The organism is Vibrio sp. 1CM7H, from assembly GCF_023161645.1.
Taxonomy (GTDB): domain Bacteria; phylum Pseudomonadota; class Gammaproteobacteria; order Enterobacterales; family Vibrionaceae; genus Vibrio; species Vibrio diabolicus.
This window is the reverse complement of sequence record NZ_JALNTV010000001.1, coordinates 1,514,992-1,530,530: the sequence shown is the minus strand read 5'-3', so window position 1 is coordinate 1,530,530 and position 15,539 is coordinate 1,514,992. Positions and strand designations below refer to the sequence as shown.

Below are 15,539 nucleotides of genomic sequence, written 5' to 3'. Positions count from 1 at the left end.
AACATTAGGTTAAGTGGTCACTTTGAGTTAGATTAGCCCGCCACTTACATCGCTACTGGATCAACAACATGAGCAACGAACAGCCGAATAACCCTCTGCATGGGTTGAGTTTAGAAAAAATCGTCACCCGACTAGTTGAACACTTTGGTTGGAATGGCCTGTATGAGCGCGTTCGAGTGAACTGTTTTAAGAAAGATCCGTCGATCAAATCTTCGCTGAAGTTTTTGCGTAAAACGCAATGGGCAAGAGATAAGGTGGAAGCGCTATATATCGAGACGTTCTGCTGATCACTCTATGGTCTGCAGCAAGCGTTATGTAGATTCTTAGTCTCGCCTTGGCTCGCTAGAATGACGTCACTTTTCTTATCGTGTGGGCTTTAAGAGTGGCTCTGCTGTTACGTCTAAAGCGTGATTCAGAATCTACCCTCAGATTGTATTGAGTTTATTCATCGCTCTAGGGTCTGCAGCAAGCGGTAAGTAGATTCTTAGTCTCGCTTTGGCTCGCTAGAATGACGCAGCTTTTCTTATCGCGTAGGCTGGAAGAGTAGCTCTGCTGATACGTCTAAAGCGAGATTCTGGATGACTCGCTTGTGCTCGTCCGCGATGGTTTTCTTAGATAGTGTTGTAGAGTTCAGAACCTAAACAGGTTCGTCATTCTGAACAGCGAGGAACGAGCGTGATTCAGAATCTACTCTCAGAATATATTGAGTCCATTCATTGCTCTATGGTCTGCAGCAAGCGGTATGTAGATTCTTCGTCGCGCTTTGGCTTGCTAGAATGACGCAGCTTTTCTTATCGCGTAGGCTGGAAGAGTCGCTCTACTATTACGTCTAGCGAGATTTCGGATGACTCGCTTGTGCTCGTCTGGGATGGTTTTCTTAGATAATGTTGTAGAGTTCAGAGCCAAACTCGAACCGTCATTCTGAACCGCGAGGAACGAGCGTGATTCAGAATCTACTCTCAGGATTTTATTGAGTTTATTCATAGCTCTATGGCCTGCAGCAAGCGGTATGTAGATTCTTAGTCTCGCCTTGGCTCGCTAGAATGACGCTAGTTCTCTTATCGCGTAGGTTGGAAGATTAGCCATACGTTATTCCCGACAGCGATGAAGAATCGCTGTCGGTAACCTCGCCTTTAATCTCTTGTTTCTTGCTACTCTAAATGATGCGTGCTACCCACAGTTCCTTCCAAGTCTAAAATCGACTGGCGAACGTGGTCTGGAATCGCCGCTTTTACGTTGTTCTTAAAATCAAACATCACACCAGTGGCGGTCGCGATGGTCGCAATCTTACCCCACTTCTTACTCAGCACTTGGTATTCCATCGTGATTCGATCTTCTTGCATGTCGATTACGCGCGAGCCGACTAATAACGTGTCTGGGTAAGTGACAGGAAGCTTGTAGCGGCATTGCGTCTCGCTCAGTACTGGCCCAATTTGCGAGGTTTGCAGGTCGACTAGCAGATTAATTTTGTTGAAGTAATCTAAACGCGCTGTCTCGAAGTAGCGGAAATAGACCACGTTATTGACGTGTTGCAGAGCATCCATTTCACCCCATGCGACTTTGATCTCTGTGATAACGGGAAAGTCCTTTAACAGTGTGTCCATTTTTAGTGCTCCTTTTTCATCTGCATTGCCACAAATTGCGACGCGACTTATCACTTTGAGCATTTATTCTAGATGTAATCATTTAATATGTAATAAAATTGTTTTTAAAATGTGAAATGAAATGGCAATCTTATTATGTAAACTAGAAACTTTACATAATCGAGTTGAAGGCGTAAGTTTAACTAAGAGTAACCAAATAGGAGGTGTCTCATGACTGAGCTGAAAGGTTTCAATCTAGCCAAGGTGGAAAAACGCATTGACTGGACTGGCGAGCTGTTCAGTTTAAGGGTCTCAGGCGCGCCTCTTACCTTTAAAGCCGGCCAGTTCACCAAGCTTGCTTTGCTAGATGATGAGGGCAAGCCGATCAGCCGTGCTTACTCTGTGGTTAATGCACCAAGCGAACAGTTCGATTGGTTGGAGTTCCTAATAGTAGCGGACCCTCAAGGACAACTTTCCCCAAGGCTCCAAAAGCTTAAATCTGGTGATAGTATTTATGTTGGTGAGACCGCACATGGTGACTTAATCCACGACTCTATTCCTAAACAGGCTCATGATCTGTGGCTGCTATCTACAGGTACAGGTATTGGACCGTTTTTATCGCTACTGGATGATATAAACTTACCACCCCATAATGAGCGAATTGTGCTTGTTCATGCGGTTCGCTACGAAAAAGATCTGGTCTACAAATATCTGATTGAGCAACTGCAGCAACGATATGAAGGCAGATTAAAGTACATCCCGATAGTCAGTAGGGAAGTGGTGGATGGCCAGTTACAAGGTCGAATTCCCGAACTCATCGAATCGGGTAGACTGTCCAACGCTGCTGATGTGCCATTCTCTGCTCAAAGTAGTTTTGTCATGATGTGTGGGAACCCGCAGATGATCAAAGATACCTTGCCAGTCTTACAAGATCTTGGGTTGGAAAAGTATCGTCCTAAAACAGGAGGCAATATCATCTATGAGCGTTACTGGTAGCGTTTGGTTAAATTGATATAACCATATTGAACACATGATGATCACCAATACCAAAGTCGTTCAAACGTCCTAGCTTGTTCGATCAAAAAAGCCACATGAAGTGGCTTTTTTAATATCGATAGAGTTAATCAGACTTATTGTTGATTAACGTACGCTTTAAAGCGAGCTTTGGTTTCTGCATCTGCTTTTTGGTACCAGAAGTGCAGCATCTCTTCTGCTGTCGAATCTGATTTAACCGCAGTCGCTCTCGCTTGTTTCATATCTTCAGGAATCTTTGCTGGCAGTGTGACTGGTTGAGCAACGGCTGCACCAGCAACAGCGATAGCAGCAACGCCGCCTGTTTTGTTGTAGCTTTCCACTTCACGCACGTAGTCACGACCGATTTGCATACCCGGTTTGATCAATTTGTCTTGCTCAACGGCGACGGTGTTGCCTGAATCATCAACCAGTTTCCAATCTAAGTCCTTGATCTTTTCTTCCGCATCGCGAAGGTTGCGGTATTCTGGCATTTGTAGCGTCAGCTCGGCATTGGCAGCGTCAAATCGTGTAACGATAACATCGCTTTCAACACTTAAACGGTCATTGCCTTGGTTAAAGTAAGGGGCGAAGCGAAATACGACTTGGTTAACGCCATCAGGCAACGTTAGTGTTCTTTCCGAGGCGAAAAAACCACCCGAAAGGTCTGCTTTTTCACCGTTAGCCGCTAATACTGAAACGTTGTCAGGAACACTCACGGTTACATCTGCGAATGCCATGCCACTCATTGCGAGAGCAAGCGCACAAGTTAAAGGCTTGATCAATTTCATTGTTTTTATCCTAAGCAAATTAGTGGTCATCGAGAGTGCATCGTTCATTGCCCGATTGCAACTCCCAAGTGTAAGAAGTATGAAAATTTAACAAGAACGTCATTTTTATCGCATTTATTACGGGGAAACTGTGATCCAAATAGAATCAAACCGCTGCAATAGAGCGGTTTGATATCATAAATTATAGATTAAATTTCTTTCTAACTTATTGATTTATTAAATGCCTGCACCGTGTCCAGGCTTTGATTGGTCATCAGAAGCGTCTTGTTGTTCTGCCATTTCTTCTTGCTGTTGTGCTTTCTCAATGCTCAACCACCAAACAAATAACTCATACCAAATCGCCAGGATAACAGCACCTAAGAACAGACCAACGATGCCGTAGAAAAGCATACCACCGATGGCACCGAGCAGAATCACAGGCATTGGCACGTCGACGCCACGTCCCATTAACATTGGTTTGAACAGGTTTTCAGAAAGTGCTGCAACTACTACCCAGACAGTAAACATGGTTGCTGTCGTTGTATCTTGAGTCATGTACATGAAGCCAATCACTGGTAGTACAGCAAGCAGCGCTGGTAGCTGAGCGATACACAAGATCATCAGAATCAGAGTGAGCAAACCAGCTGCCGGAACGCCAAATACAAAGAAACCAGCACCGATCAATAGGGCTTGAATCGCCGCCACACCGACTACGCCAAGCAGTACGCTTTTAATGGTTGCTGCGATAAGCGTGGTCCAGCTTTTAGCGTTTTCACCAGCGGTACGAATAGCGATGGTTCTTAGACCTGATGCTGCAGATTCAGAGTACGTCATAAAACCTGCTGCAATCGCAAGTGATAAGATTGAAAGCAGTAAACTTCCCAATACACCGCCAAGAGTGCCTAGCAAAGAAGTGAGCGCGGACTTTATCTGCGGCATAAAGGTTTGAATCGCTTGTTCAAGGTTAGTCGCGAATAGGGTCCACACCTCATAGAGCTTATCACCTACGACAGGCCAATCCGCAACGGAAGGTTTTGGACCTGGGATCTTCACTTGCCCGTTTTGCAATACTTCAAGCGCATGCGTTGCACCATCCACAATGGAACCTGACACCATAACAAGTGGTGTGACTAAGAGTGCAATACCAAGTAAAGCAATCGTCGTGGCTGCCAGGCCTCTGCGACCGCCATATGCACGCTCCAGCTTTTTTGTAAGTGGCATTAAAGCGACGGCTATAATTGCACCCCAAATAACGGGAAGAATGAAGGGTTTGATGATGTCGTACGTAAACATCAGCAAGACGAAGATCAAGCCAATGCGTATTGCTGACTCCACCATATTACTGATGAAAAGCTTACTGTCGATTTTTACCGATTGTTTATCCATTTTTGTTTACCTGATGATCAATGTTAGAACTGACGAGACTTGAAACAACAATCGCCATATAGAACACACCTGTAATGGCCTCTAAATACACCACGACTTGAGCCAATGGTGTTAGAGGGCTGATATCGCCATAACCAAGCGTGGTTAAGGTGACGAAACTAAAATACGCCGCATTAGAGAAATTCTGCCCCCAAGAAATCGCTTCCATACCGGTAAAGGCTTCAGGCGAGAACTCAAGCAGAATGAGGTAGGCAATCGCCCACATCAGACCAAGCAGCAAGAAAAGCGCGACCGAGCCAATCACTTTGTTGCTGTTGACGTGGCCAGTGAAAAGAATCTGTCTTGCGATGGATTTAAAAGTGCCGAAAAAGAACGCGAAGGTGAGGGCAAGCATCACCACATTCATCTCGCGGATGTTAAAAACGGTCTTGATCACAATCACTAGTACCCAAACACCAAACAGGGTATAGAGGAATCGAGACCACGTTTTGTCAAAGCGAAGGCTGGCAAAACAGACAATGAACGTGAGAACCGTGAACGCCTGTAGTATGTGTTCAATAGTCCCTTCACCCACCACTTGTGCCATCGCACTCCCTAGCAACAAAATCACCAGCGCTAAAGTTAGATAGAAGAAATTGTTTTCTTCATTAATGTTTTTGAGTTTTTTACCAATGACCATGGTTCTTCTCACTTAGTTACTGTTCATTTTCTGCCGATGAATCTTTCATCACCATGATGGACGCAGAAAGCCCGAATCGAAGATCAACATCTTCTGGAAGTTCTTGGATTGAGATTCGCACCGGAATACGTTGTGCCAAGCGAATCCACTGAAAAACAGGGTTCACGTTTGGAAGAAGGTTGTAGCCGACCGTGCCGTCTTTCGGCGCAATACCCCAACCGATAGAGTCAACCGTTGCGTCAATTGGTGTGTCTGGGTGAGACATCAAAGTGACACGTGCTTGGCTGCCCGGTTCGATTTGCGCGAGTTGGTTTTCACGGAAGAAACCAAACACCCAGAAACTGTTCTTGTCGATCAGCGCCAGCAGTGGCTGGTTTGCGACCGCTTGCGTACCGTTTCGAATATCGAGGTTAGACACAAAACCATCGACGGTCGTATAAACTTTGGTGAAGCTGAGGTTAAGGCGCGCTGACTTTAATTGCTCTTCTGCAGATTTGATTTGCAGTAGCGATTCTTCGTAAGCGATTTCACGACGAATCAGATCCTTGTGAGATACTGCGCCGCGGTCTTTCGCGCGAATATCTTTAAGGCGGTCGTATTCGATTTTTTTACCGCGAGAGCTAACAATGGCGCGTTCTAGTGCCACTTCGGCTTGAGACAAAGCAACTTCGTAAGTCGCTGGGTCGATTTCAAACAGTAAATCGCCTGTTTTCACTTCTTGGTTGTCTTGCACCGCGACATTTACAATTGGGCCTGATACACGAGGAGCTACTTTGATGACGTTCGCGCGCACTTGGCCGTCGCGTGTCCAAGGGTTATTAAAATACTCTTCAAATTTTTGATAGCCGAGCCAAGCTGCGCCACCAAGAATGACAAGATTGAGTGCGATTACGAATAGTTTTTTCATCTTGTTTGGCACCTAAAATTGAATATAAAAGCTGTCGATGGCCACCACATAACCGACCATGATGGCAATAAACGTCAGAGACGGAAAAGCAATGAAGCGAGACAGACGTGTCTTGTTCAATATCATCACCGTTATCCACGTTGCCGTGACGGCGAGAAAGAGCACCAGTAACGTGGGAGAAAAGTAAATGTCTCCCAAAGAAAGTTCATGAGGCATTAGAGATCCTCCGTTTTGTTTTCATCACTGGTCTCATCCGGAGTTTCGAGGCGCAAAGGCGGCAATACACGGTTTTCTTCATTTAAATAACCATCCCAGTCAGTTCGTTCTGTCATTTGCTTGGCAATAGATTCACTGAGGAAGGGTTTGCCTGTTTGGGTTTGCCAGCCTCCACCTAGGGCTTTGTAGAGCGCTACAACTTGGTTCGCGACGTTCCCTTTGATCGTTGCGTAGCTGTCTTCCGCACGGGTCATTTTCTCTACCGAGTTGAGCAGACGTTCAAAAGAGATTTGGCCGTTTTCGTACTGCGTCATGGAGATGTTGAATGCACGAATGGAAGAGTTGACTGATTGCAAACGTAAATCTTTTTGCTGTAAATACAGGTCATACGCTTCGATCGCATTGGTGACTTCATTAACGGCTTGCAGCACTTTTTTGTTGTAGTTGGTCAGCGTTTCTTGGAAGCGAGCATCTTCGAAACGAATGTTATTTTTCACGCGTCCGTATTGGAAAATATTCCAACTGAACGTTGGGCCAACCACCATGGTGAGCGAATCGCTAAAACTGAAACTGCTGCCATCGGGAACCGTACTGTCGATACCGATGGAACCGAATAGTGAAAAGCTTGGGTAAAGAGCGGTTTCCGCCACGCCAATTTGCGCACTCTGCGCGCGAGCTTGCATCTCAGAGACTTGCAAATCCGGACGTCGCATCACTAAGTTTGCGTCCACTTGGGTATCCAACAGAGGTGGACGCGGCACAATGGAGCGCTCGTCGGTGCCCGATAACGCCGATTTTCTGCCTGTCGATTTGAACTGTTTTTCGTAGTCAGCAATTTGCTGTGTCAAACCGTCCGATTGCAGCAATTTCTCTACTTCTTCAGGCAATACGCCCAGTAACAAAGCAAGTGCCGTGCGCGACTGCTTCATCGCCACTTCGAGGCTTGGTTGCGCGGCTTTTGTGGTGTAAAGCTGGTTTTTCGCTTGCTGTACGTCTAGCTCTGTAACGTTGCCAGAGTCGAACTGCACCTGTGTAATGCGGACGACACGCTCTTGAATTTCGATGTTGCGGCGAGACAGCAAAATACGTTCTTGGAATGTGCGATAGTTGATGTAATTGCGCGCCACCTCAGCGGTGATGGTGACCATGATGTCGTGATACGACGCGATGGATGCGTAATAACCAGCTTCTGCAGATTCGATACCACGAGCGTATTTGCCCCAAATATCCATTTCCCACGCAGCATCAAACGACAGAGCGGCGTTGTTTACACCCTGATCATTCACGTAGGCACGCGCTAGATTTCCTGACACGGTTTGAACTTGCGGGTATTGCAAGCCAGTCGAAATGCCAAGCAATGAACGAGCTTGGACAATGCGCAGTCCCGCGGCTTCTAAATCGAGGTTTTGTTTGCTCGCCAACTCAACCAGCTGATTGAGAGTTGAGTCATTAAATTGCTGCCACCATTGTTGTAGCTGTTGCTCTGATTGCTGCGTATCTTTGGCTGCTTTTTGCACCGACCAGTCACTTGGCATTGGCGCCTGCTTTGGATGAACATAGTCTGGCCCCACAGTGGTACACGCACTGAGCCCGAGCAGGGAAAGTATGGCGAGGCTTGGTTTGGTTAGTTTTGGAAGCATCATATCCCCACCTTTAAAAACGCTTCTGTTGTAAGTTCACCCAATCGATATCCTCATAGGTTTGCTTGCAATGCTTGATTGCTTCGAACACGTTCCGTTTTAAATTCAGCAAGATATAAAAACCGGCTATCTCTGAATAAGCGTAGTCAGATAAATCCAACTCACTAAAAAAATCTTCCAGTTTATCTTCGAATGTTTGGTAATCCTGACTGTATTGGTCGAATACGGAGTCGAGTTCTTGTGTTGCTTGATGGCTGGCTAAAGCGCCCGCCATCAAAGGAATGATGGAATCTCGGTGCTGTTGGCGAAGCTGAGTAATTAGTGGATTGGTCATCAACTTTTTCTCGGCGGCCATTAAGATGTTGATGTGATTACTGAGTACATCACACGCTTTGCTGAACGCGCCAATCGCTTCTGGCGTGGTTTTATCAAAGTGTTTGTGGTTGATTTTCGAACCCCAGACTTTGAGCTTTTTCGATGAGACATTGAGCGTCACCAAGTGTAAGGCCCGTTTGAGCGGCGTAATAACCGAGCTAGACTGCTGTTGATAGGTAGTGAACAGCTCTCGGGTATGTCGGAAGTAGCGTTCTTTTATGGTCAAAAAGAGGTGTTCTGGTCGTGAGCTAAACGGGAAGTAGTGCGCGAAAATGATCATTAACACCACCATGTAGAACAGCAGCATGATCGTCATGAGGATCCCGAAGTGATAGAACATGTTGTTGTCTAAACCGAGAACAAACAAGCCCACCATGTAGAAAATCGTCACTGGCCCGTTGAGCAGATAAAAGCCGATAAAAGTGTAGATAAAGATGAATAGGCCAAGCTCTAACCCGAGATCCAATTGGGGAAGAATGAAGACGTAAGAAGGCACCGCGAACAAAAAGCCGAAAGTGAACAGCACAAGCAACAAAATCGGGTGCACAGGCACGAACGACAGCAAAGACATAAACATGGTCGAGAAGACCACGAACGAGTAGCCGCCTGGTGGATTGAAATAAATCCAAATCAGTCCTGCAACCCAATAAGTGACAAAGGTTTTGACCGCGGTTTTAAAGTTTTCTGCGTCCCACCATAGAAACTTGCCTTTCGGTTTCGGCAGCGGCACGTCAAAGGAGACATTGTTCGTCACAGAGTCAATGCAGCTAATGCTTTCCGCTAAACGCGACAAGTTTTGATGCATGAGCCCCAAGAGGTGCCCCAGCATAAGCGCAGAGCCTTTCTCTAGGTGCGCCGCGTCTTCAAGCAACGCCTGGTTGTATTCGACTTTGAACTCTTGAGCACGAAAAGCGGGCTCTTTTTCGTCCCAGACTTGTTGGCAGGTATCAAATAGCGCGTCAATTTCCGCAACGGCTTGATCAAAGTTGCTGATGCTTTCACGGTCTTGCTGGTGGCTAAAGTGGCTGTGCGCCGCGACGGTCAATTGTTGCGTTACTTGCTTGTTCAAATGAACCGCCAAGCGCCACTCTTTCATGTAGGCCGACACGTCGCTGCATTCCACACTGACTGTGGCAAAACGCTGTTCGAGCGCATTTTGGGCGGCAAACATCTGTTCGATAAGAGAATCCACGCTAGGTTGTGGCTCTCCTGCTTCTGGATTTTCTTCTCCCTCTTGTTGAGGAGAGACTTGTCCTGCCGATTTTTGCTCGAAATTTTGCAGGATAGCGGTGAACAACGCGCGTTGTGCTTGGTTGAGTTGTTCGATGAGCTGTCTTAGATTTTGTTCTGTTTTGGTCGGGAATAAGAAAGTCCCCACGAGTGTGTAAACCACCACCCCAAACACCGTCATATAAGCGCGGTCAACGCCATAAAGAAACGCACCTTCTGCGTCACCGCCATTGGACATCATCAGCGTCATGACACCGGTCAGCATGAGTAGCGTTGGATCTTTTTGATAGGCATTACGGAAGTAAAAAATGAAAGAGACCACAACCGACACGCTCAGCATGTACAGCAAGCGGTCTTGAGCAAACAATCCCACTAGTAACAAGCCAACCACGGCGCCAACCAACGTACCGAACACGCGTAAGGTACCTTTGGCGAGTGATTCACGACGACTGCCTGTGGATGCAATCAGCATCACTGTGGTTGCGGCCGTCGATGCTTGCGGCCAACCCATGGCAAATGGGATCAGATAAGCCAGAGTCAGGCTAAGCGATACTTTAATAGCGAATTTTATTTTGTCGTTCATAGTGTCAAAGTTTGCTCAGGCTTATCGTTATAAGTTGATGAATTTCTTATGTGAATAATCAGAATCTTGTTCTGAATAAATTCGGGGGGCGGAATATAGCGGGTGAAAAAGTGTGCTTTGTAAACCCTTTGTCAAAACACAAAGTGCGTATTTGGCTCGATCTCGCGCTAGCCCTTGGCGGTATTGACGAAACGCCTAAAACGAGCAAAATCGCGATCTGTGACGATTCTCACTTTTGAAACAAAATCGTCGTGTTGTGTGAGCCAATTCTCACCTTATATCCTTCGCCTGATACTAAAGCAGGCCATTCGTACCATCTGCAATGAGCTTTGCTGCTTTAAAAAGCATAGATGATGAATGGGTATTTGAGAGGGAAAGTTATTATTTTTTATCGGCTTGCCGATTGTTCGCTTGTTTTTTTGGATCGAGATAAAAAAACCAAAGCGATACCACCAAGAATGATGCCACTGGTTAAAAGTGTATGCAGTGAAAGAGACTCGTGGAGCACGACGGTACCTAACAGCAAAGCAATGGCTGGCACGGAAAGTTGGCTGACGGCGGCTTGAAGTAAAGAGAGCTTACGCATGACTTGATACCAAAGCGTATACCCAAGGCCAGATGCAATGGCGCCAGACGTGATAGCGAGCAAGATTCCGCTCAGAGAGAGATGGATTGAGGACAGCATCAATGGTGATAGCAGTATGCCAATTATAGATGCAGCGATAAATCCCCACGTGATGCCACTACTTGGAGAAGGTGCTTGTTTGCCGAGCGCAGTAAACGCAGCCCAACAAACGCCAGAAATCAACATGAGAAGTGCAGAACTGATGTCGGGGCGAGTGGCTGATGGCAACATTAACCAAACAAAGCCAACAATCGAAAGGCCGATACCGATGATTTCGAGAAACTGAAAGCGCTCACCTTGCCACCAATAGATGGCCAGTAAAGTCAGTTGCACGGCACCAAACAAAAGCAAAGCACCGGTTCCTGTCGCCAGTTGTAAGTACGCGAAAGAGAAAAGGGCAGCGTAACCAAATAAAGCCACGCCAGCAAAAAAGCGAAAGCGAGAAGTTGGCCGATCGGTTTTCCACTGACCTCTCACGACAAGCAATGCGATTAAGGTAATCGCGCCAGATATCAATCGAACGAGAGTGAAGCTTCCTGCATCAATCAACCCTTCGGCCAATGCAAGTCGGCACAATAATGAATTGGCGGCGAACGCCAGCATCGTAATAGCAGTGAGTAAAAAGGTCGACATCCTTGGCCCTTAACGCAGAAATATGGATTGAGTGTAGCGTCAAACGACCTTTTTCATTAGTTGATAAAGTGATTAGTTATAGCTGTCAGAGCGAGAAAATCAGCAAAAATCACCAGAGAAAACCTGACCTTAGCCTGAGTGTTACTGTGGTAGGGATGGTTGTTCGTACAATGACTTGATGGTATTTTTCAACCATAGCAATTTGGGATTGTACGCATTGCGTTTATGCCAAATCATGGTAAATGGAATCAGTAACTTGTCTTGTTGAGTTTGGTCTAACGGAATTGGCAAGCACACCAAATCGAGATGCAGCTTTTCTGTGTAGCTTTTGCAATAGTGCGGCGCGGTGGTGATCATGTCATGTGTGGGCTGCGCTGCCATAAAAAGGGATTGCTCAAAGTTGGACATCGTCAGCCCGATAGAGCGCTGTAGCCCTAGTTCCGTTAACACTTCATCCAACGCCCAAGTTTCACTTTTTTCCCAAACAATATTGATGTGTTGGTAGCTCAGAAAGGTCTCGAGATTCCACTCTTGCTGTAATGCCGGATGATTTTTATGTAAATACACCATCGGCAGGTCATAAAATAGAATCTCAAAATCCAAGAAATATGGCAGAAGATCCAACGACTCTTTCGATCTCGGGTGACTTTCTCGGCCGGTAAAACCGATATCCGCCTCGCCTCGAATGATGGCGTCGAGTGAATCGTAATCCCAGTTACTGGTTTTTACTTTCGCTTCAGGGTATCGCTGGTGGATAGCGATGATGAGTCTGTCCAGCACCGTGAGCACTAATGGCGACTCAATCGTGATATCAAAACGCACTCCTTTAGGCGTAATATCGCTGCGTTTTTCTGCAATCTGGCTGCCAATTTGCAGCCATTCTGCAAGATCTTGCTCCATGCTTTGTGCCAAAGGCGTTGGCGCAAGACCTTTAGGTGTTTTGACAAACAAAGGATCATCGAACCAATGACGAAGTTTGTTGAGCGACTTACTTACGGTAGAGGGCGTAACGTTCAGCTTTTTCGAGGCTCTCGAGACGCTTTGCTCTTGCAGCAATAATTGCAGAGTGAACAGTAAGTTTAAATCAAGTCGCGCTAGGGATTTCTTCATAATGGGTATCGTGAACAGGCTTTGGAATCAATAGTATTAGAGCAAGGCTGATTACGCTACCTAACACTAAGATAAACACCAACATATTCAGAGCACTAACGCCGATGAAACCCATAAACCAAATATAGAACGCGGAACTACAAACTTGAGCAATGCCCAGTAACGAGCTTGCCACGCCAGCTTGTTGAGAGAATGGGCTGAGCGCTTGGCTCATGGCCACGCCAAAGCCACAAGCGAAGCCAGCGCAAATCAGCCCAAGTCCGAATACATAGTAAAGAGATTGTCCATCATGGAAATGGGCAGCACTGAGTACTATGGCTGCACAAGCGAGCAATACTTGAGAGGTGATCATTAAGGTTCGCTGCTTAAAAATCCCCAATGCCAATGGCGCCGAGAACGAAATCAACATGCTGATCGTCGCAGTCCCTGCCATGATGGAAGAATAGCCGCCGCGATCAAAACCAAGCATGCTCATCACGACAATTGGTGAAGCGTTAACAAAGGTCAGAATGGTGGTCACTCCAAGTGCAGTAATGATCAGCCTACTGATAAAAAATCGCTCGAAGAAAGTCTCTTGATGGCTCTCTGGCGCTGTCTGTTCTTCACCTTGTTGGCTGGGTAGTGATTCCTTGAGAACAAAAATGGCCAATACACTGACGAGAATGCCCATTCCTGCCATTGTGGTAAACAAACTCGGCCAAGGAAATTTCAGCATAATCAAGTGACCAATCACGGGTGCGATCACTGGAATGATACAGGTGATGCCATTGAGCATCGACAATACTTTCGCGCGGCGTTCATCGTCTAACGTGTCGCGTAAAATCGCGAACGCGACGACATAGCAAGATCCAGCTCCGATGCCTTGGCAAAAGCGAGCAATCAAGAAAGCGTTTGGTTGCTCAGCCATCCCGCCGAGAAAAGACGCGAGCACGAAGATCATCGCGCCGACGACGGCAACAGGCTTTCGTCCCACAGAGTCTGCAATTTTCCCCGCGAATAACATGGTGGTAGCCATGCCAGCTAAATAGATCGAAAACGCAATATGCAACTGAGATTCACTGGCGTTGAGATCTGACGCAATTTGAGGCAAACCAACAAGATACAAATCAATGGCAGTAGGGTAGAGTAAAACGAGTGCAAAACTACAAAGTAAAAAACGGGACATGGAAACCTCTCTATCGAATGGCGAGGATAATAGAGTGCTAAACGTTTGCCTGCGAGTGGGAAATACGACACTAGGTATTTCTATTTACGACATACCCTGTATGAATTGAGCATAAAAACAACAAGGAAGATTATGATTACTATTGAAAAGTATTCGCCTGAGCGACATGAACAAACTTGCGAACTTAGCGTGCTAGAAGAGCAATCGCAGTTTACGGTCGCGGATGTGGGTGAAATGCTTACACGTCTTGAACCCACAGAGCTTCCGCATCTGATTTTGGCGGACGATGACGTGGTTGGCTTTTTTCTATTTGATGCTGCTTACAACGAGAAATACGATTTTTGCTCGAAAAACAGTTTAGGCGTGCGTGCTTTGCTGGTGGATCACCGTCATCAAGGCAAAGGCATCGCCAAGCAAGCCATTCAACAGTTTGCCGATTTCGCCAAACGCCATTATCCCGAGTTTGATGCGCTTTATCTCACCGTGAATTGCCGTAACATACCCGCTTATCAGTGTTACTTAAAATCAGGGTTTGAAGATACCAATGAGCTTTACCACGGCGGCCCCGTTGGACCGCAGTACATTATGAGACAACCGCTTTAACTAGGAAAACACCAAGGATGGAAATATGAGAATTGAAATCGACAATTTAGAACGGCCGCAGGTGATTGCGTTGTTGGAAGAGCATTTACAGGACATGTACGCTACATCGCCACCAGAGAGCGTGCATGCGTTAGATGTAAGCAAGTTGAAGTTGCCTTCAATCACGTTTTGGACGGGCTGGGATGGTGAGCAGCTATTGGGATGTGTGGCAATGAGCCAACTAGAAGATGGTCACGCAGAGTTGAAATCGATGCGTACGACGTTATCGGCGAGAAAACAGGGCGTGGCATCCCGCTTACTCAATCACGTGATTGAGCAAGCGAAACATCAGGGGATACAACGTCTAAGTTTGGAAACTGGGTCGATGGCATTTTTTGAACCCGCGCATCGCCTATATGAAAAATATGGCTTCGCGTACTGCGAGCCGTTTGGTGACTATCAACCTGATCCAAACAGCCGCTTTATGACTCTAGCGTTGTAGCCCGTCGCGACTAAAAGTTAAAGTAGTAATTAGCTCCTGGCGAGATGAGTGATGCACGCTCACGCGCCAGTTGTTTTCTTCTCTCTCTAATACGCTTCGCGTTGTCTTTATCTAAGTTTGCATCCAATTGATGATCAAGGCGTGATATCTCCGCATCTAACGCATTAATGCGTTGTTGACGCTGATATTCTTGATGGCCTAACTGATAGTTTTTAAGGAAAAGATCGTTAGAGCAAACGCCATAGTAGGTTTTTCCTTCTACACCCACCGTGTAACCATTGTCTGGCGAACAGTAAAGAATAGTGCCTTTATCAAAACCGTCTTGCCACTCAACGTGATTTGGCGTTACGCCTGCTTCGCGACAGTCTTTAATGTATTCGTACAAAATGTTTGGGTTGTTGCCTGATCGGCCATCTTGGTAGCCGACGCGATACCAGTCTGCGGTTTGGCATTGTTCTGGCGACATGCTGCTACAACCAGAAAGTAATGCAAATATGGCAAAGAGAAGCGCAATGCGTTTCATGAAGTGGATTCCTTGTTAC

At 46.3% G+C, this 15,539-nt stretch carries 16 protein-coding genes; 4 read left to right on the top strand and 12 right to left on the bottom strand.

Annotation, left to right across the window (positions count from 1 at the left end; all coding sequences use genetic code 11):
• The first annotated feature begins 68 nt into the window (after positions 1-68).
• A complete protein-coding gene (locus tag MSG33_RS06740; protein ID WP_005396617.1) occupies positions 69-287 on the top strand; it encodes a VF530 family DNA-binding protein in 219 nt (72 codons plus the stop codon).
• An 864-nt stretch (positions 288-1,151) separates the two neighbouring features.
• Here the strand turns inward: MSG33_RS06740 and MSG33_RS06735 are convergent.
• A complete protein-coding gene (locus MSG33_RS06735) occupies positions 1,152-1,604 on the bottom strand; it encodes a thioesterase family protein (RefSeq protein WP_005374933.1) in 453 nt (150 codons plus the stop codon).
• A gap of 210 nt (positions 1,605-1,814) precedes the next feature.
• Here MSG33_RS06735 and MSG33_RS06730 point away from each other — a divergent pair, with 210 nt between their 5' ends.
• Positions 1,815-2,579 (top strand): ferredoxin--NADP reductase, encoded by a 765-nt coding sequence (locus MSG33_RS06730; RefSeq protein ID WP_006740782.1) that lies wholly within the window; start codon positions 1,815-1,817, stop codon positions 2,577-2,579.
• Positions 2,580-2,713: 134 nt separating this feature from the next.
• Here the strand turns inward: MSG33_RS06730 and MSG33_RS06725 are convergent, their stop codons facing one another.
• From MSG33_RS06725 to MSG33_RS06680, 10 genes are all read right to left on the bottom strand, one after another.
• Positions 2,714-3,385 (bottom strand): DUF2057 domain-containing protein, encoded by a 672-nt coding sequence (locus tag MSG33_RS06725; RefSeq protein ID WP_054866817.1) that lies wholly within the window; start codon positions 3,383-3,385, stop codon positions 2,714-2,716.
• A 216-nt stretch (positions 3,386-3,601) separates the two neighbouring features.
• The gene (locus MSG33_RS06720) at positions 3,602-4,750 is read right to left on the bottom strand and encodes an AI-2E family transporter (protein ID WP_248380335.1); all 1,149 of its coding nucleotides are present in this window, start codon (positions 4,748-4,750) and stop codon (positions 3,602-3,604) included.
• Positions 4,743-5,429: a potassium channel family protein gene (locus MSG33_RS06715; RefSeq protein WP_005462716.1), complete on the bottom strand. Its 687-nt coding sequence runs from the start codon at positions 5,427-5,429 to the stop codon at positions 4,743-4,745. The genes MSG33_RS06720 and MSG33_RS06715 overlap by 8 nt, the downstream gene beginning before the upstream one ends.
• A gap of 16 nt (positions 5,430-5,445) precedes the next feature.
• The gene (locus tag MSG33_RS06710) at positions 5,446-6,336 is read right to left on the bottom strand and encodes an HlyD family secretion protein (protein ID WP_248380333.1); all 891 of its coding nucleotides are present in this window, start codon (positions 6,334-6,336) and stop codon (positions 5,446-5,448) included.
• A 12-nt stretch (positions 6,337-6,348) separates the two neighbouring features.
• Positions 6,349-6,552: a DUF1656 domain-containing protein gene (locus MSG33_RS06705; RefSeq protein WP_085342527.1), complete on the bottom strand. Its 204-nt coding sequence runs from the start codon at positions 6,550-6,552 to the stop codon at positions 6,349-6,351.
• Positions 6,552-8,195: a TolC family protein gene (locus MSG33_RS06700; protein WP_005396609.1), complete on the bottom strand. Its 1,644-nt coding sequence runs from the start codon at positions 8,193-8,195 to the stop codon at positions 6,552-6,554. Before MSG33_RS06700 ends, MSG33_RS06705 begins: the two co-directional genes overlap by 1 nt.
• Before the next feature lie 10 nt (positions 8,196-8,205).
• Positions 8,206-10,380 (bottom strand): FUSC family protein, encoded by a 2,175-nt coding sequence (locus MSG33_RS06695; RefSeq protein ID WP_248380331.1) that lies wholly within the window; start codon positions 10,378-10,380, stop codon positions 8,206-8,208.
• Between the two features lie 388 nt (positions 10,381-10,768).
• Positions 10,769-11,638, bottom strand: coding sequence for a DMT family transporter (locus MSG33_RS06690; protein WP_021452935.1), 870 nt, complete (start codon positions 11,636-11,638; stop codon positions 10,769-10,771).
• 141 nt (positions 11,639-11,779) lie between these two features.
• Positions 11,780-12,748, bottom strand: a complete 969-nt coding sequence (gene yidZ / locus MSG33_RS06685; RefSeq protein ID WP_054866820.1) for an HTH-type transcriptional regulator YidZ — start codon at positions 12,746-12,748, stop codon at positions 11,780-11,782.
• A complete protein-coding gene (locus MSG33_RS06680; protein WP_248380329.1) occupies positions 12,723-13,913 on the bottom strand; it encodes an MFS transporter in 1,191 nt (396 codons plus the stop codon). The genes yidZ and MSG33_RS06680 overlap by 26 nt, the downstream gene beginning before the upstream one ends.
• Positions 13,914-14,045: 132 nt before the next feature.
• Here MSG33_RS06680 and MSG33_RS06675 point away from each other — a divergent pair, with 132 nt between their 5' ends.
• Both MSG33_RS06675 and MSG33_RS06670 read left to right on the top strand, forming a co-directional pair.
• Positions 14,046-14,516: a GNAT family N-acetyltransferase gene (locus tag MSG33_RS06675; RefSeq protein ID WP_248380327.1), complete on the top strand. Its 471-nt coding sequence runs from the start codon at positions 14,046-14,048 to the stop codon at positions 14,514-14,516.
• 25 nt (positions 14,517-14,541) lie between these two features.
• Positions 14,542-14,997 (top strand): GNAT family N-acetyltransferase, encoded by a 456-nt coding sequence (locus MSG33_RS06670; protein WP_248380325.1) that lies wholly within the window; start codon positions 14,542-14,544, stop codon positions 14,995-14,997.
• 10 nt (positions 14,998-15,007) lie between these two features.
• On the opposite strand, the gene MSG33_RS06665 is transcribed toward MSG33_RS06670, so the two are convergent.
• A complete protein-coding gene (locus tag MSG33_RS06665) occupies positions 15,008-15,520 on the bottom strand; it encodes a DUF2799 domain-containing protein (protein WP_053808269.1) in 513 nt (170 codons plus the stop codon).
• Positions 15,521-15,539 lie beyond the last annotated feature (19 nt).